We start from the raw sequence: 17175 nt of genomic DNA on the forward strand, positions 1-17175 counted from the left end.
CACTATGTACTTGACGTTTGACTCTGCCCCGCAGGTGCGGCATCCTCGCGCACCGCGGCGTTATCCTTGGCGGCTTTGCGCTGCGCTTCGTACCGCAGCAGCGTCTCGAGCGCAGACGCGTCGTCGCCGCTCGCCCCGATTATAGCGTCGTCGATCTTCTCCTGTTCCTTTTGCGCGGCGGCTTCGAGATCGGCGCGCTCCTGTACCGCTTGGGTGCGCAGGTGCATCTTGTGCGTTTCTTTTTCCTGCATCGTGCGCCTAAGATTATCGATCCTGCCGTCGTAGTGCACGATCATACTGCCGGCGGCGATTTTCTCATCGGGCGCGGCGGTATCGCTCATAGAACGCTTTTCCCAAACACCGCGCTCTCGATAGAGCTGCGCGAGCCTGTCCTCGTCGGTCATGCCCTCTTTCTTTAGCTTGTCCGCCTGCTTTTGCAGGACGCTCTTATCCTCGTCGGACAGGGTCACGTCCGTGCGGATGCGCGCTTCGATATCCGCCGCCTGCGACTTCTTTTCCCTCTTGTCGTCGATTTCCTTTTGATCGGCGGCAAGCGCAAGCTCCGCGGGGGTCAAAAGTGCGTCCATGTCCGTATCGCCCTTTTGGAGCTGCGCCCCGCGCTTGCTGATGAATACCTCCGCGGCGCGGGAAAGGATGGCCTCGGGTGGCTTGCGGCGCGCCTGCGTTCCGTGTATGATAGAATGTGTCTCGCTCCCCGGAAAAGAGGATGTGCCTTGAATTCTCATGATCGTACCTCCATGGTTCAATCAATCCTGCTGTTTATAATATCGACCGGAATACCATAATGTCTATAGAATCATAACGTTTCGTCGACAAATATGTGGGAAAGGGAATATCGCGGCGCAATCTACGCGCGGGGCTTGTATCACCGCCGAGGCATCCGCCTTGCGAAAAAAGCGGGGCTTAAAAATCGCTGCGGCGGACGCCTCGGCGGCACGTTATAAATCCTATCAATCTACGCGCGCCAACCGATAAATAGGCAAACCCGGCATCTATACCGCCCCCGTAGGGGCGCCGCGCCGCTGCGCCCTCGAGCGATCCACGGCGGCGTAACTTACCGCCGTACAATAACAAACAACGCAACGCGAAAATCCCGCCGATTTACCATAACCTAAATGATGCGAAAATCCCGCGTCATCGATAGAAAGAAGGATAAATATGTGTTTGGCAGTACCCGCTCGGGTCGTTTCCATCGAAGACCAACTCGCCGCCGTCGAGGTGCAGGGCGTGCGCCGTTCGGCGAGCCTGATGCTCCTGCCCGAAGCGGCGGTGGGCGACTATGTGCTCGTCCACGCGGGTTTTGCGATGCAGATCGTAGACGAGGAAGAGGTGCGCGCGATGGAAGCCCTGCGCGCAGAGATGCAGGGCGCGCCGCGCACAGTCGACGCCTTGAGGACGCACTGATGCGGACGGCAAACGACATGCGCGCGCTCACGGCGGAGGTCACAGGCGAAATGCACCGCCTGCTCGCCCCCCTTGGACGCCGCATCCGCATTATGGAGGTCTGCGGCACGCACACCGTCGCGATTTTCCGTGCGGGACTGCGCCAGATCCTCCCCGAGGAAATCGAGCTCGTCTCAGGCCCCGGCTGTCCCGTCTGCGTCACGCACGACGCCTACATCGACGCCGCGATTGCGTACGCGGGGCAGGAGGACGTCATCATCACGACCTTCGGCGACATGCTGAAAGTCCCCGGGAGCACATCGAGCCTCGCCGCGGCGCAGGCGGCGGGCGCGGACGTCCGCGTCGTCTACTCGCCGCTCGATGCACTCGTGGTTGCGGCGGCGCATCCTGAGAAAAAAATCGTATTCCTCGCGGTCGGCTTCGAAACGACCGCCCCGACCGAAGCGGCGGCAGTCCTCGCCGCGGAGCGGCAAGGGCTCACGAATTTCTTCCTGCTCTCCGCGCAAAAACTCGTCCCGCCCGTCATGCGCGCCCTCCTCGACGACCCTACCGCGCAGGTCGACGGATTCCTCCTGCCCGGGCATGTCGCCGTCGTCACCGGGACGCGGCTTTTTGACTTCCTCGCCGAGGACTATCATATGCCGGGCGTCGTCGGCGGATTTCGCCCTGAGGAGATCCTGTGCGCCCTTCATATGCTCGTGCGCCAACTGGCGGTGGGCGAAGCGCGCGTCGAGAACGCCTACGGGAGCGTCGTGCGCCCTGAGGGAAATCCCACCGCGCAGACGGCGGTGGATCGCGTCTACGAACCCGCGGACACAGCGTGGCGCGGACTCGGCATGATCCCCGCATCGGGGCTCAGAATGCGCGCAGAATACGCCGCCTATGATTTCGCCGCCGTGCGCCCCCTCGGCGCGATCGACGTCCCCGACGGACGGCGCGGATGCCGCTGCGGCGAGGTCTTGCGCGGGAAAATCGTGCCGAAGGACTGCGGACTTTTTGGACGGAGCTGCGTCCCGGAGCACGCCGTCGGACCCTGCATGGTGTCCGTCGAAGGAACGTGCGCCGCGTGGTACAAATACGGTGCGGGGAGGTTCCGCTATGGAGCATGAAATGATCACACTTGCGCACGGCGCGGGCGGGCGGCTGTCGCGCGCCCTGACCGAGGAGATCGTCCTCCCCGCGCTCGGCAATACACTGCTGAACGGACTGCATGACGGCGTGGTTCTGCCGGCAGAGGGGAAAATCGCGTTTACCACAGATTCCTACGTCGTACAGCCGCATTTTTTCCCGGGCGGCAGCATCGGGCGGCTCGCCGTCTGCGGCACCGTGAACGACCTCGCCATGACGGGCGCGCGCCCTGAGTACCTCTCGCTCGCCCTCATCCTCGAAGAAGGACTTCCCATAGAGACCCTGCGCCGCGTCGTCGCGGACATCCGCACCGCGGCAGAGGAGGCGGGCGTCCTCATCGTCACGGGCGATACCAAGGTCGTCCCGCGCGGGGCGGGCGACGGCATCTACATCAACACAGCGGGCGTCGGGCGGCTCATCGAGGGTGCGCATATCGCCCCGACGAACGTGCGCCCCGGAATGGACATCATTGTCTCCGGCACACTCGGCGACCACGCCGCCACCGTCATGGCGGCGCGGCACAATCTGACCCTCCCGCCCGGCATCACGAGCGACTGCGCCCCGCTCTCCCATATGGTCGAAGAAATGCTAAAGGCTGCGCCCCGCATCGCCGTCCTGCGCGACCCCACACGCGGCGGCGCGGCGGCATCGCTCAACGAGATCGCAAATGCCGCGGGCGTCGGCATCCTCCTCGACGAGGATGCGATCCCCGTGCGCCCCGAAGTAGAGGGTGTCTGCGAACTGCTCGGATTCGACCCCCTGACGCTTGCCAACGAAGGAAAGCTCCTCGCCTTCGTCCCGCCCGAAGACACCGCGTGCGTCCTCCGCGTCATGCACGAGAACGTCTACGGCAAAGAAGCCGTCGTCATCGGCGAGACCGGCGCCGACGCCCCCGGCGCCGTCGGCATACGCACCCCGCTGGGAGGAGTGAGAGTTGTGGATATGCCAGCGGGGGAACTCGTCCCTAGAATTTGCTAAAGGTGACGCGGGATTTTGGCGCATAGCTGTGTCACTGCGAAAAATACTGCGCTTGACGTAGCTCTTAACTACGCCGGCGCTTGTATTTTTCTCGTTCCTTGCTCTGCATCCAAACTTCCGCGTCACTCAGGTTACGGCATATCATAGGGCGGGATGCGGGATTTTGGCGCATAGCGTTGGCGGTACGTGACGCCGCCGTGGATCGCCTATCTGCGCAGGGGCGGCGATACGATCCACGCGTATAGAACGGAACAGGGACGTGCGGCGAACGGGCGTATGATCGCAGCCGCGGAGCATTTACCCCCGCAGGGGGCGGTACGGCACATAGCGATTCAAGACAGGGGAATGTGAGACCGCCGCTTTGCAGTCCATGACGCGCAGCGGCATAGGACTGTGCGGCGGGACTATCTATATGATGAAAAGTTCCTGCCGTACCGTTTGCGCAGCGGCAAGAAATATGCCCTGAGCCGCGCTATAAAATCCCCTTATAATTCCACCTTGCACCACTCTATAACATATACCCTCATCCTACCACAAACCCCAACAAAAAAGAGCGATCCTATAGACCGCTCTTCACCGTACCATCTTACTTCGTCAGATGCACATCGGGAATCTCCACCTCGTGATGCGTCTCCAGATCCACATTCGAATACACACCCGGCTTCGTCTCGAACGCCTTCAGATTGTCCGCGTTCGCCTCCAGCATATCCTCCACAAAACGCTCCACCGCATCTGCAAAATACACTGCCATCGTAAATTCCCCTTTCTCATCTTTTCAACTATCGTAAAGCGCCGCACATCGGCGCATTTGAACTAGAATTAACATAGCACGAACACGACCAAAAGAGAAATACCCCTTTTTAATCAAAAATAGTGCTAAACTATCGATGAAAACTATCGATTTTGTGATATTTATCATATTTGAATATTTATATATATAGTAAACTAATAACACAGCACGGTTGGAGACGCCCGTAGGCGGCGGAAGGAGATGACCCTATGACGCTTGTACAAATGCGGTATTTTTATGAAGTTTGTCAATGGCAAAATATCACCAAGGCGGCAGAGCAGCTCCACGTCTCCCAGCCGACCGTCACCGTCGCCATGCAGGCGATCGAGACCGAAACCGGACTCAACCTCTTTCACCGCGAAGGGCGTAAAATCACCGTCACAAGCGACGGCGCAAAACTTCTCAGCAAAATCTCCTTCATCCTCGGCGAAGTCACCCGCCTCGACGACGAGATCCGCGACATGGCACACCGCCACGCAAAAGTCCGCATCGCCATGCCCCTCCAGCTCGGCGTCGTCTTCTTGCCGTACCTCCTCGGCGAATTTCACGAAGCGCACCCCGAAATCGAACTCGAAATCATCGAAACCGGCGGCGTCAGCGCCCTTCAAATGGTCGAAGAAGAAAAACTCGACTTCGCCCTCACCAACTACACCGTCGACTTCAGCGCACGCCTGAACTACTCGAAACTCTTTGACTGCGAATGCACCTTCGTCACACGCTTTGAACATCCCCTGGCAAAACGCCACACCGTCAGCATCCGCGAACTGCGCGACGAACCGCTCGTCATGCTCGACAGCAGCTTCTTCATCGACCGCCTCGTCCAGGACGCCTTCGGACACATCGGCGAAAAACCGAACGTCGTCCACTACTCGCCCTACCTCCACACCGTCAAAAATCTCGTGCGCAGCGGCATCGCCTCCACCATCCTCGCCCGTCCGTCCGTCCTCCCGTCCGACGACTTCGTACAGATCCCCCTCCTCGACCCCATCTTCATCAACAGCGGACTCGTCGTCAAAAAAGGACGCCAAACCCTCGACGACGTGCGCCTCGTCATGAACTATCTGAGGACACTGACGAAGGAGATGCTGATAGAAGGGAAGGATCGCCCCCAAGGACTCGGCGTGACGCGCGAGGCGTGACGCGGGATTTTCGCGCCTAGCGTCGTCGTTTCGTCGAACGCTTCGTCGACGTAGGTTTTGGCTACGCCTTCCTCGCGTTCTCCTCATCTCCTAGCTATGCATCGAAACTTCCGCATCACTTACGTTGCGGTATGACGGGACGCATAGCTGTGTCATATCGAAAAACACTGCGCTTGACGTAGGGCTTTAACTACGCCGGCGCTTGTGTTTCTCTCATTCCCTGCTCTGCATCCAAACTTCTGCTTCACTCAGGTTGCGGTAGAGAGACGTGACGCGGGATTTTCGCGCATGGCAAATTACGTCGCCGCATATCGTTACAGGGCGCGGCAGCGCGGATCGTTGTGGAGAATGGCGTATGTAATGTGTCCCTGCAAGGGCAATTTTTCACGCGTTCAAAAAAGAGGTTCTGTACCTATTTCGTACAGAACCTCTTTTTATGCGCACCTCTTCTTTTCCGCGCTTCATGCAGGTACATAGGCAGTATATGTACCTGAGCCGGTAGGAACAGAAAGGAGTGCGTCATATGCATGAAAAATTGCCGCGTGTGGATTGGATGGTGGGGACGGGGCTGGTCGCGCTTGCGATTCTCTCAGTGTTCTACGGGAGCGCGGAGCTGACGAGCAATATTGCGTCGGGGCTGATCGGCTTCCTCGGGCGGACGGTCGCCGGACGGGAGGAACGACGGTCACGACAAAATGAGCAGGGGGTGCTCCGATGAGCGGCGTACTCCCGCGTGGGGAGATGACGCGTGTGACGCTGCATGATCTTGTATCGCTCGGTGCAAGATACCGCGCCGCTCTGCACGATGCGGCGGCACGCTATGATCGGGAGACAAAGCTGTATCTGCACTGGACGGCGGGGCATTACGGGCAGTTCTTTGCGGACTATCATGTGCAGATCGATGCGGACGGCGGCGTCTATGTCGTGGGGGACGGTGCGCTCGATGCACTGCGCGCCGCGACCTACATGCGCAACAGCGGGAGTGTAAGTATCGCGCTCCTCTGCGCCTATGGGGCAACGACCGAGCATCTCGGGGATGAGCCGCCGACGGGCGCGCAGATCGAGGCGGCGGCACAGACGATTGCCGCGCTTGCGGGCGGGCTTTGGCTGACGATCGATAAGGAACGCATCATGACGCACGGCGAGGCGGCGGATAATGAGGACGGCGTGTACGCGCATGCGCCCTATGGACCGCACTCGACCTGCGAGCGTTGGGATCTCGAGTATCTCGGCACGCCCGAGAGCCCCGCGTTCGCGCCGTGGTCGGCGGACGGCACGCGCGGCGGCGACGTCCTCCGGGGCAAGGCGGCATTTTATAGGGAGCTATGGAAGAGATAAGGCAGGGATAGAGTGTATCAAGTAGGCAGATGATTTTGTATATAGAACATCTTGACCTAAGGTGAGAATAATATTATAATATGCTTGACTCAATATTTTGGATGTTTTGTTCAGGAAAGGATACCGTGATGAGAAAATTTAAGAAAACAATGGCACTTGGACTATGTGCCGCAACTCTGTCCACTGCTGTGCCTGCCTTTGCTGCTGAGCCTGTGCAGCGTACTCATGAGACAGGTACATGGGAGCCGTTTAAGCCGTCTTTGGATGGGGGCAAGCCTGTCATTTCTAAAATCCCTAAAGACCACGCATATATTCCAAAGGATACCGTTTTATCCGTTATTTTGACCAGTGAACTGACATCCAAAAGAGCTCGCAAAGGGGATATGGTTCCCTTGAAGTTAGCAGAGAATTTAATCGTCAATGGCGTGGTTGTTGTACCGGCTGGAGCGAAGGTGTTTGCGAAAGTCACACGCGTCACGAGATCCGGTATGTTTGGCCGTGCGGGAAAACTAGAGTTCACTGTGGATAGCGTAAAGGCTGTCAATGGCGTGGAGATTCCGCTTGAATACACTGCTGAGCGGAAGAGACACAACGATGGCGGTGCTGTTGCTGTCGTCGCTGTGGTCAGTATTCTCGGAGGTGCACTCATGAGGGGGGCAAATGTATCGTTTCCTGAGGGATCAGTTTTTGAAGCAAAGGTTGCGGCTGATACGGATCTCAACGTTACGATTGATGAACTGCCGGAAGCAATGAATCCGGAGAAACCGCACGGCGTCGCGATTACAATCCAATAGTTCTGAAAGGGTTCCATTGGACGGTGTTCTAAATAATTGACCATGAAAAAACCTCTTGCTGTAAAATAGAAAGAGCTGCAGCGGGAGGTTTTATTGTGCTGATTCTTGCAAGAAGAGCAACAATCCAGTAAAATAAAATCGAGAGAGGGCATGCTGTGGAGTGGGCTTTGGATACTATTTCATTCCTGCAAAGGAAGGTGAGGCGCCGGAGTGATCCCTGGAGATGCCTGGCTTGCGGCTTATCGACTTAAATATGCCGTATTTCTGCAACGTTGAATGGTGATTGGTTCGTATAGCCTGCCGCCGCGGCGGGCTGTTTTTCTGCACGATGAGAGGGAATCGAAAATGAGACGAAAAGACAGGGAGCTGACGGAGGAAGAGGCGCGCGAGGTGCTGCAGCGAGGAGAGTACGGTGTGCTCTCGCTCGTGACGGCGGACGGCGCGCCGTATGCCGTGCCGATGAGCTATGCGGCGGTCGGGGACACGATCTATTTCCATGGGACGACGGAGGGCGGCGCGAAGATGGACTGCATGGCGCATGACAGCCGCGCGGTCTTTACCGCTGTGACGGATACGCAGGTGCTGCCGGATCAGTTCGCGACGATTTATTGGTCGGTGATCGCGGCGGGGCGCATGGAGGAGATCACGGAGGAGGCGGCAAAGACAGCCGCGCTCGAACATCTCCTCGTGAAATACAGCGCGGACTATATGCGGGCGGGGCGTCGTTACATCGCCGCGAATCTGCACCGGACGGCGGCGCTCTGCCTGCACATCGAGACGCTGACCGGGAAGGCGCGCAAGAAGTAAAGGCAAGGGAAAAGCCAAAGGAGGGGACGTGATGCGGGTGCGGCAATACATTTTCCTCGGGGCAGTGCTGGCGGTACTCGCCGCCGTCCTCGTTCACACGCTCTCGGAGGAGCGGATACAGGTCTATTTCGATCGGGTGGAAGCGATCCCGGGGTATAAGGTCGAGCTGCGTGAGCAGCCGCTGCGGATCGCGATGATCTCGGTGCTGAACCATCAAACGACGGACGAATATCAGCACGCGATGGTGCGCAGCATCGGGCGGCTCCTCGGGCGCCCGGTGCTCCTGCTGCACCGCCGCAGCTACGCGGAGATCAATCAGCTCCTCGCGCGCGGCGACGCCGACGTTGCGTTCCTGTCGAGCGGGGCGTACATGGTCTACGGGAAAAAGGAGGATGTCCGCCTGCTCGCGATGCCGGAGCGGGACGGGGCGAACCGCTATTTTTCGTACATTATCGTTCCGCGCACCTCTCCCGCACAGGCGCTGAGCGATCTGCGCGGGCGGCGGTTCGTCTATGTCGATCCCCTCAGTTACTCCGGCTACATCGAGCTGCGGGCGCGCCTGCGCACAATGGGCGAAGATCCCGAGCATTTCTTCGGCTCGTACTACTTTACCTATAGTCACGACGACTCGCTGCGCGCCGTCGCGGACGGGCTCGTGGACGGTGGCGTCATCGCGAGTCTCACCTACGACTATTACCGCGTGAACGCGCCCGCGATCCTCGACAGGATTCACCTCCTTGAGGCGATGCCCGGCAGCGGCATGGGGCCCGTCGTCGCACGCCGCGATCTCGGAGATGCGGACGCCGTGCAGGAGATTTTGCTCCATCTCGATGCGGACGCCGAGGCAAAAGAAGCGATGCAGCATCTGCTCATTGACCGCTTCGTCCCGCCGCAGCCCGAGCTGTACCCGCAGTTTTCACCGGAAGAGGGGATCTGATGCGCTGGTTTGCAAAACTCCGCATTGCGGGGAAACTGACCGCCGTCATGATGGCAATCGTGCTCCTCTTTGCCCTCCTGACGGGGTTGCTCTTTTGGTCGACGATCTCAGACGTCATGCGCGCATCGCTTGAGCGGCGCGGCACGAGCGTTGCCGTCGAGGTGGCGGAGCTGAGCAGCGAGGCGATCCAAACGGGCAATCTCTTTGCCCTCGAAGAACTCATCCACACGACGAAGCGCAACAACGATTTCGTCGCGTACATCTTCCTCCTCGACGAGCAGGGGCGCGTCATGGCGCATACGTTCTCGAAGGGAATGCCGCTCCACCTGCGCGAACTGCACACGGCGGCAGGGGAAGAACCCGACGTCATGGAGATCCGCACCGACCGCGGGCGCATCCGCGATGTCAGCGCGCCCATCGAGGGCGGCGCGCTCGGCACGGTGCGCGTCGGCGTGAGTGAGGACGCGCTCGCGGGACTATTGCGGACGAATCTCTTTAAGCTCAGCGGCATCACGCTCGGTATTCTGCTGCTCGCGACGCTGCTCATTTTCCGCCTGTCCGAAATCCTCACGCGCCCGCTCTTTCACCTCATGGAGCGCGCCGAGCACATCTCAAAGGGGCATTTCTCCCCGCGCAGCATCGCGCTCTCCTCGTCGGACGAGATCGGACGTCTCGCGAACGCCATGAACCGCATGGAGGAGCACCTGAAAGAAGGCGCGCGCGAGCGCACCCGCCTGATCCGCCACATCATCACCGCGCAGGAGGAGGAGCGCAAGCGCATCGCGATGGAGCTGCACGACGAGACCGGGCAGACGCTGACCGCGCTCCTGTTCTCCCTGCGCGCGCTCGCCAACGAGACCGCGGATGAAAATATGCAAAAGGCGCTCCTCGCCATTCGCGACGAGACCGCCGATACCCTGACGAAACTCCGCCGTCTCGCCGTGGAGCTGCGCCCGCCCGCGCTCGACGAGCTCGGCATCGAGGCGGCGCTGGAAAAGCTCGTCCACGACTACCGCGGCGGCGATGCGCCCGCGATCACACTCTCCTGTCGCATCGAGGGCACGCTCAGCGACGTCGAGAGCCTTGCCGTCTACCGCATCGTGCAGGAATGTCTCACGAACATCATCCGCCACGCAGGCGCGACGCGCGCACTCGTCCGCCTGGACGTCGGGGAGCGCATCACCCTGTGGGTCAAGGACAACGGCGTCGGCATCACGGGCGAGCGGATGCGTGCCGCACGCCGCGAGAACCACATGGGCATCTACGGCATCGAGGAACGCGTCCGCCTGCTCGCGGGACGCATGGAGATCGGCAGCGAGCCGCCCGACTGGGCGACCGTCTACCGCATCGAATTTCGCACAAAGGGGGCGCGCACATGATGAACCTGATGATCATCGACGATCACCTCTTGATCCGCGCGGGGATCAAGCTCCTGCTGAAGAACGCGCGCGAGTACCGCGTCACCGCCGAGGCGGGCAGCGCAGAGGAAGCGCTCGCGCTGCTGAGGGAGACGCCCGTCGACCTCGTGATCCTCGACATCTCCATGCCCGGCATGGGCGGGCTTGCCGCCATCCGCGCCATCGGCGCGCAGTATCCCACTGTGAAGATCCTCGTCCTCAGTATGCACGAGGATGAGGAATACATCTACAAGGCGATGCAGTCGGGCGCGATGGGCTATCTCCCAAAGACCTCGGCGGACGACGAACTCTTCGACGCCCTGCACGCCCTCGCCGAGGGACGCCGCTACCTCAGCCCGAACGCACAGCAGTCGCTCCTCGCTGCCATGTTCAGCCGCCCCGGGGACGCCGAGGAAGACCCGCGCGCACGGCTCACCGAGCGCGAAAAAGAGGTGTTCGACCGCCTCATCCGCGGCTACACAGTCACCGAGACCGCAGAGCAGCTCCACCTGAGCGGCAAGACCGTCGACACGCACAAGACGCACATCTACGAAAAACTCGGATGCAGCCGCCGCAGCGACCTCGTCGCGCTCGCCATCCGCCACGGACTTTTACAGACACCGGGCGTATAGTCCCATCAGAATTTTCCTGATGCGGGGGCGGAATTTTTCTCTGAAAATCTGATGAAAAAGAAGAACTTTGCCGATGGTCTCCCGATTTTTCATTCTGTATACTAATTACAGATGAAAAACACACAAAGGAGATGAAGCGGCATGTCTATCTTTTCCCCCGCACCGCATATCGAGCGGCTGCCCGCGCACCTCGTCGACGAGCGGTACAAATCGATCCGCCGGCAGGTGTTCCTCGGCACATTCATCGGCTATGCGACATTTTACCTCATCCGCAAGAATTTCAGCCTTGCGATCCCGTACATGATACAGGATTACGGCTACTCGAAGGCGGATCTCGGCATCGTCCTTACCATGCTCTCCGTCGCGTACGGCGTCAGCAAATTCGTCATGGGAAATATCTCCGACCGGTCGAATCCGAAGTATTTTGCGACCGTTGGACTCCTCCTCAGCGCCCTCGTCACCCTCGCGTTCGGCGTCGTGCCGGGCGTCATGACGAGCATCCCCATCATGTGCGCGCTGAGCTTTATGAACGGATGGTTCCAAGGCATGGGCTATCCTCCGTACGCAAAGTCCATGGTCACATGGTTCTCCCAGACCGAGCGCGGCGCGTGGTGGTCATGGTGGAACGTCTCGCACAACCTCGGCGGCGGGCTCATTGCGCCGCTTGCGACCATCGGCATCGCCATCTTTGGCACGTGGAACAGCATCTTTTTCTTCCCCGCGATGATCTCCATCGCGCTCGCGATCCTCACCTTTTTCCTCCTGCGCGACACGCCCCAGTCCTGCGGACTGCCGCCCATCGAGGAGTACAAGAACGACTACCCGAAAGAGCACGGCGCCTTCATGGAGAAGCAAATGACGGCAAAGGAAGTACTCATGAAGTACGTCCTCAAGAACAAACTCCTCTGGTATCTTGCCATCGCGAACATCTTCGTCTACTTCATCCGCTACGGCGTCGTCGACTGGGCGCCGACCTACCTCGCTGCCATCAAAGGATTCAGCAAGGAGAGCTCGCGCTGGGCGTACTTCCTCTATGAATGGGCGGGCATCCCCGGAATGCTCGTCAGCGGCTACCTCAGCGACCGCGTGTTCCGCGGACGGCGCGCGCCCGCGACCATGATCTTCATGGCGCTCGTCATCGTCGCCATCCTCGTCTACTGGTTCAACCCGCCGGGCAATATCCTCGTCGACAACCTCGCCCTCATCGCCATCGGCTTCCTCATTTACGGTCCCGTCATGATGATCGGACTGCAGGCAGCCGACATGGTGCCGCGCGTCGCAACCGGCGGTGCCACAGGGCTCACCGGACTCATGGGCTACATCGTCGGCTCTGCGTTCGCCGGCGTCTACATGGGATTCGTCGTCGATCACTTCGGATGGACGGGCGGCTTCATCAGCCTCCTCACCTCCTGCGTCCTCGCCATTTTCTTCCTGTTCATGACCATGGGCGGGAAAAGGGCAAAGGCATAAAATCTCCCTCCTTTATAGAAAAGCCGCCGCATCTTAGTGGAAAAGCTAAGGTGCGGCGGTTTTGTGCTGTGAGGACGGCGGCATAAAGCATCGCTGAAATATTGCGAGGGAATGTGCTATAATCAGATATATAAGGCCGCTGGATCCATGAAAGGGGACGAAGCATATGGATCATCTTACGCCCTATGAATTGGGATTTATGGTAGGAACCATCATAGGGAACACTGTGATTGGCACGGGCGTTATGCTGCTGCTCAATGCAGCGCTGAAAAAATTAGGCAAATGCCAATCGCACCATACGATCCTCATCGTCATGGTTCTGCTGCCGATAAACTGTATGGGGCTGGTTCTCTTTGGCGTCACCCTATGGAGCCGACTTCATACCGCGTTTGTGGTACTGATCCTGGTCGTTGCCGCATGCGCCTCTATCCTGTATATTGTGCGCCTCTTGTGGAGGAAAATAACTGCGGAGCGGGATTGAAGGACTGCGGGGCGATGCTTGCAGTTTGGGCGGGGCGGCAGTATAATATGTGCACAGGAACAGCGCAGCCGCGGGCTGCTTTTTTTGACGATAGGATAAAGGAGCTATGATGCGAGGAGAGCGCGATACCATCAGTCAGATCGCAACGCCGCCGGGGGCGGGCGGCATTGGAATCGTCCGTGTGAGCGGGGCGGATGCGCTGCATGTGGCGCGCGCGGTGTTCCGTCCTGCACGCGGCGGGCGGCTCGAGGGCATCGAGCCCTATACGGCGCGCTACGGGCATATCGTGGCGGCGGACGGTACGGTGATCGACGAGTGCGTGCTGCTCTATATGCGCGCGCCGCATTCCTACACGGGCGAGGATACCGCAGAGCTCCAATGCCACGGCGGGACGCTCGTTCTGCGTGAGGTGCTGCTGCGCACATGGGAGGCGGGGGCAAGACCTGCCGAGGCGGGTGAGTTTACAAAGCGCGCCTTCCTGAATGGGCGGCTCGATCTCTCGCGCGCCGAGGGCGTGATGGAGCTGATCTCTGCAAAGAGCGCGCGTGCGGTGCGTGTGGCGCGGGAGCGTATGGCGGGGGCGCTCGCGGAGAAAATTGCGGGGATCCGTACGCGTCTCCTCGGGGCAATCGCACACATCGAGGCGGGGATTGATTTCCCTGAGGACGATATTCCGGAGGCACGAACAGGGGCGCTCGCGGCAGATATCGCAGCGGCATCCGCGGATGTCGCGCGGCTGCGCGCGGGGGCGGATGCAGGACGCATTCTGCGCGAGGGGATGAAGACCGTGATCGTCGGGCGGCCGAACGTCGGGAAATCGAGTCTCCTCAACGCCCTGCTCGGCATGGAGCGTGCCATCGTGACGGATGTGCCGGGGACGACGCGCGACGTGATCGAGGAGCAGATCGTGATCGAGGGAATCCCTCTGCGTCTGCTCGATACGGCGGGACTGCGCGCGGCGGAGGATGCCGTGGAGCAGATCGGCGTCGCGCGAACACAGAGGCACCTCGCCGATGCCGAGCTTGTCCTCGCCGTCTTTGACGGGGCGGCTCCGCTTACGCCGGAGGACGAGGACTTGATCGTGCGTCTCCGGAACTGCGCGGCGGAGATGATTATCCTTTGCAACAAGGAGGATCGCGATTCTGTCCTCACAGCGGCGGATTTCTCGATGCTCGATGCGCCCGTGCTCGTTATCTCGGCACAGGCTGGGACGGGGCTGGACGACCTGCGCCGCGCGATTGCGGAGATCGTCCGGCGTATGGAAGGAGACCTCGGTGACGGCGCGCTCCCGAACGTGGAGCGCGAGACGGAGGCACTGCGCCGTGCGGCAGAGCATCTGCAGGCGGCGCAGGAGACGCTTGCGGCGGACATGGGCACAGACTTTGTGTCCATCGACCTGCGCGCCGCCTACGAAATCCTCGGCGAGATATTGGGCGAGACAGTAGACACCGACCTCATCGACAAGATCTTCAGCGAATTCTGCATCGGGAAGTAGGGACGCTTGACGAAATATATGTTGGATGGTAAAATAAGAGCATAAAAGGGGCACTGTCGACAAGCGATTGCCCCCAGAGCAAGTGAACGAGAATCCCGCCTACTGCTTGGAGATGCGAAGGCGGGGATTTCTCGTTTACGACTTAATCGCTACGATTAGCGCGAGGAGCAGCACAAGAACCGTTAGGAACTCATATATCTCCATACCAATCACCCCCTCTGAATATTGGGGGCGAGAATTGACCGCCTGCCTGTGACTGACAGTGCCTTATCGTAAGTATAGCAAAATGAAACATACCGTGCAAGTTTTACTTTGCCATGAGTATAGCCGTCCGCCGGGACGGATTTTTTCTTGTCTGAATCAACCGGAAAACTTTGGAAGGAATTATGAATCATTCGACAGATTACGACATTATCGTCGTCGGTGCGGGGCACGCGGGTGTCGAGGCGGCGCTCGCAGCGGCGCGGCTCGGGCGGCGTACGCTCTGCGTGACGCTTTCGCTCGACAACATCGCGATGATGCCCTGCAACCCGTCCGTCGGCGGGCCCGGCAAGAGCCACCTCGTGCGCGAGATCGATGCGCTCGGCGGCGAGATGGGCATCGCGGCGGACAGGGCGTCCATCCAGCGGCGGCTCCTCAATACGGGCAAAGGACCCGCCGTCCACGCGCTCCGGATGCAGGCGGATAAATTCCTCTATCAGCGCATCATGAAGGAAACACTCGAAAATACGCCGCACCTCGACGTGCGTCAGCTTCTCGTCACGGAGCTGCTGAGCGAGGAGACGGAGGACGGCAGACGCGTCACGGGCGTCCGCTGTGAGACGGGCGAACAGATCACTGCGCGCGCCGTCATCCTTGCGACGGGGACGTATCTGCGCGGACGCATTATCCTCGGCGAAACCATCTACGACGGCGGGCCAAACGGACAGCGCCCCGCGATGCAGCTCTCGGATTCCCTGCGGGCGTTGGGGCTCAAAATCATGCGGTTCAAGACCGGCACGCCCGCACGTGTGGATGCACGTACGGTCGACTTTGCTCGGACGCAGGTGCAGGAGGGCGAGGAGAGCGCGCCGCCCTTTTCCTTTATGACCGAGAAGATGCCGCGTGAGCAGGTGCGCTGCTGGCTCACCTATACCAATGTCGAGACGCACGAAGTCATCCGTGCAAATCTCCACCGCGCGCCGATGGCGAACGGGGTCATCGAGGGCATTGGGCCGCGCTACTGCCCTTCCGTCGAGACGAAGATTGCGCGGTTCCCGGACAAGGAGCGGCATCAGCTCTTCCTCGAGCCGGAGGGGCTGCATACCAATGAGATGTATGTGCAGGGGATGTCTACAAGCCTGCCGACCGATGTACAGGAGGCGTTCCTCACGACCATCGCGGGGCTGGAGCACGCGCGCATCATGCGCCCCGGCTACGCCATCGAGTACGATTGTTTTGACCCTCTTGGACTCGAACCGTCGCTCGCCGTGAAGGGCATCGCGGGGCTTTACAGCTGCGGGCAGGCGAACGGCACGAGCGGCTACGAGGAGGCGGCGGCGCAGGGGCTGATCGCGGGCATCAACGCCGCGCGTGAGGCTGCAGGCGAGGAACCGCTCATCCTCGGGCGCAGCGACGGCTACATCGGCGTCCTCATCGACGACCTCGTGACGAAGGGGACGGAGGAACCCTACCGCATGATGACGAGCCGTGCCGAGTATCGGCTGATCCTACGTCAGGACAATGCCGATCTGCGCCTGACGCCCGTCGGGCGCGAGATCGGACTCGTGAGCGATGCGCGCTGGGCGAAGTTTACCGCGAAACGCGACGCCATCGCGGCGGCGCTGCGTCTCCTTGAGACTACGAAACTCACGCCTGACGCGGCGACGGAAGGGCGGCTTGCGGATGCGGGACTTCTCCCTCTGCGCACGCCGATGAATCTCGCCGCGCTCCTGCGCCGCGAGGGCAGCTACGACGTGCTCGCACGCATCTTTAACCTCCCAATACTCGCGGACGATGTGAAGGAAGAAGTCGAGATCACCGTGCGCTACGACGGCTATATCCGCAAACAGCGGGAGCAGATCGCGCGCATGGAGCGGCTCGAACGGCGCCGTATCCCGGAGGAGATCGACTACGCTGCTATTACGAGCCTGCGTCTTGAGGCGCAGGAAAAACTCGCCGCCGTTCGTCCGCACTCCATCGGGCAGGCGTCCCGCATCAGCGGTGTGTCGCCGGCGGATGTTTCGGTGCTGCTGGTTTATCTCGAGAAGTTGACGCTCACCGCGGAAACATCCCGATAAAATTGTCACCAAACGACGAATCCCCTGAGAGTGTGGGCGGCACTTTCGGGGGCTTTTTGTATATGCACTTGCAGTCAGGAATCGT

Annotated in this window: 18 protein-coding genes; 16 read left to right on the forward strand and 2 right to left on the reverse strand. The window is 60.2% G+C overall.

The annotated features are described in order from the left end of the window. Window positions 1-2 precede the first annotated feature (2 nt). Window positions 3-746 (reverse strand): hypothetical protein, encoded by a 744-nt coding sequence (locus tag HMPREF1147_RS10425; protein ID WP_009658859.1) that lies wholly within the window; start codon window positions 744-746, stop codon window positions 3-5. Window positions 747-1179: 433 nt separating this feature from the next. Here HMPREF1147_RS10425 and HMPREF1147_RS10430 point away from each other — a divergent pair, with 433 nt between their 5' ends. The 4 genes from HMPREF1147_RS10430 to HMPREF1147_RS12095 all read left to right on the forward strand — a co-directional run bounded on the left by HMPREF1147_RS10430 (window position 1180) and on the right by HMPREF1147_RS12095 (window position 3882). Then, window positions 1180-1425, forward strand: a complete 246-nt coding sequence (locus HMPREF1147_RS10430; protein WP_009658857.1) for a HypC/HybG/HupF family hydrogenase formation chaperone — start codon at window positions 1180-1182, stop codon at window positions 1423-1425. Continuing rightward, entirely contained in the window at window positions 1425-2534 is a 1110-nt protein-coding gene (hypD, locus tag HMPREF1147_RS10435) for a hydrogenase formation protein HypD (RefSeq protein ID WP_009658801.1), read from the forward strand. The genes HMPREF1147_RS10430 and hypD overlap by 1 nt, the downstream gene beginning before the upstream one ends. Further along, window positions 2524-3531, forward strand: a complete 1008-nt coding sequence (hypE, locus tag HMPREF1147_RS10440; RefSeq protein ID WP_009658820.1) for a hydrogenase expression/formation protein HypE — start codon at window positions 2524-2526, stop codon at window positions 3529-3531. Before hypD ends, hypE begins: the two co-directional genes overlap by 11 nt. 186 nt (window positions 3532-3717) lie before the next feature. Further along, entirely contained in the window at window positions 3718-3882 is a 165-nt protein-coding gene (locus HMPREF1147_RS12095; protein WP_156791332.1) for a hypothetical protein, read from the forward strand. 235 nt (window positions 3883-4117) lie between these two features. Here the strand turns inward: HMPREF1147_RS12095 and HMPREF1147_RS12185 are convergent, their stop codons facing one another. Continuing rightward, window positions 4118-4282: a hypothetical protein gene (locus HMPREF1147_RS12185; RefSeq protein WP_009658838.1), complete on the reverse strand. Its 165-nt coding sequence runs from the start codon at window positions 4280-4282 to the stop codon at window positions 4118-4120. 248 nt (window positions 4283-4530) lie between these two features. Between HMPREF1147_RS12185 and HMPREF1147_RS10450 the strand changes: the two genes are divergently transcribed. The 12 genes from HMPREF1147_RS10450 to mnmG all read left to right on the forward strand — a co-directional run bounded on the left by HMPREF1147_RS10450 (window position 4531) and on the right by mnmG (window position 17090). Then, on the forward strand, window positions 4531-5460 hold the full coding sequence (locus tag HMPREF1147_RS10450) for a LysR family transcriptional regulator (protein WP_009658868.1): 930 nt from the start codon (window positions 4531-4533) through the stop codon (window positions 5458-5460). A gap of 523 nt (window positions 5461-5983) precedes the next feature. Next, window positions 5984-6178 carry a hypothetical protein gene (locus HMPREF1147_RS10455; protein WP_009658847.1) on the forward strand — a complete coding sequence of 65 codons (195 nt, stop codon included), beginning with the start codon at window positions 5984-5986 and terminating at the stop codon, window positions 6176-6178. Beyond that, entirely contained in the window at window positions 6175-6798 is a 624-nt protein-coding gene (locus HMPREF1147_RS10460) for an N-acetylmuramoyl-L-alanine amidase (protein ID WP_009658775.1), read from the forward strand. Before HMPREF1147_RS10455 ends, HMPREF1147_RS10460 begins: the two co-directional genes overlap by 4 nt. Window positions 6799-6926: 128 nt before the next feature. Further along, window positions 6927-7592: a hypothetical protein gene (locus HMPREF1147_RS10465; protein WP_071604427.1), complete on the forward strand. Its 666-nt coding sequence runs from the start codon at window positions 6927-6929 to the stop codon at window positions 7590-7592. 345 nt (window positions 7593-7937) lie between these two features. Beyond that, window positions 7938-8399, forward strand: coding sequence for a pyridoxamine 5'-phosphate oxidase family protein (locus HMPREF1147_RS10470; RefSeq protein ID WP_009658863.1), 462 nt, complete (start codon window positions 7938-7940; stop codon window positions 8397-8399). 31 nt (window positions 8400-8430) lie between these two features. Further along, complete coding sequence (locus tag HMPREF1147_RS10475) at window positions 8431-9336, forward strand: PhnD/SsuA/transferrin family substrate-binding protein (RefSeq protein ID WP_009658854.1); 906 nt, start codon at window positions 8431-8433, stop codon at window positions 9334-9336. Then, on the forward strand, window positions 9336-10715 hold the full coding sequence (locus HMPREF1147_RS10480; RefSeq protein WP_009658846.1) for a histidine kinase: 1380 nt from the start codon (window positions 9336-9338) through the stop codon (window positions 10713-10715). The genes HMPREF1147_RS10475 and HMPREF1147_RS10480 overlap by 1 nt, the downstream gene beginning before the upstream one ends. After that, window positions 10712-11365 carry a response regulator transcription factor gene (locus tag HMPREF1147_RS10485; protein ID WP_009658811.1) on the forward strand — a complete coding sequence of 218 codons (654 nt, stop codon included), beginning with the start codon at window positions 10712-10714 and terminating at the stop codon, window positions 11363-11365. The genes HMPREF1147_RS10480 and HMPREF1147_RS10485 overlap by 4 nt, the downstream gene beginning before the upstream one ends. Before the next feature lie 141 nt (window positions 11366-11506). Beyond that, entirely contained in the window at window positions 11507-12835 is a 1329-nt protein-coding gene (glpT, locus tag HMPREF1147_RS10490) for a glycerol-3-phosphate transporter (RefSeq protein WP_009658791.1), read from the forward strand. 166 nt (window positions 12836-13001) lie between these two features. Then, window positions 13002-13316, forward strand: a complete 315-nt coding sequence (locus tag HMPREF1147_RS10495) for a hypothetical protein (RefSeq protein ID WP_009658852.1) — start codon at window positions 13002-13004, stop codon at window positions 13314-13316. Window positions 13317-13425: 109 nt separating this feature from the next. Continuing rightward, window positions 13426-14811, forward strand: a complete 1386-nt coding sequence (gene mnmE, locus HMPREF1147_RS10500) for a tRNA uridine-5-carboxymethylaminomethyl(34) synthesis GTPase MnmE (RefSeq protein ID WP_009658813.1) — start codon at window positions 13426-13428, stop codon at window positions 14809-14811. Window positions 14812-15197: 386 nt separating this feature from the next. Continuing rightward, entirely contained in the window at window positions 15198-17090 is a 1893-nt protein-coding gene (gene mnmG / locus HMPREF1147_RS10505) for a tRNA uridine-5-carboxymethylaminomethyl(34) synthesis enzyme MnmG (protein ID WP_037351485.1), read from the forward strand. Window positions 17091-17175: the final 85 nt, after the last annotated feature.

The sequence above is a fragment of the Selenomonas sp. FOBRC9 genome (assembly GCF_000287655.1).
Taxonomy (GTDB): domain Bacteria; phylum Bacillota; class Negativicutes; order Selenomonadales; family Selenomonadaceae; genus Centipeda; species Centipeda artemidis.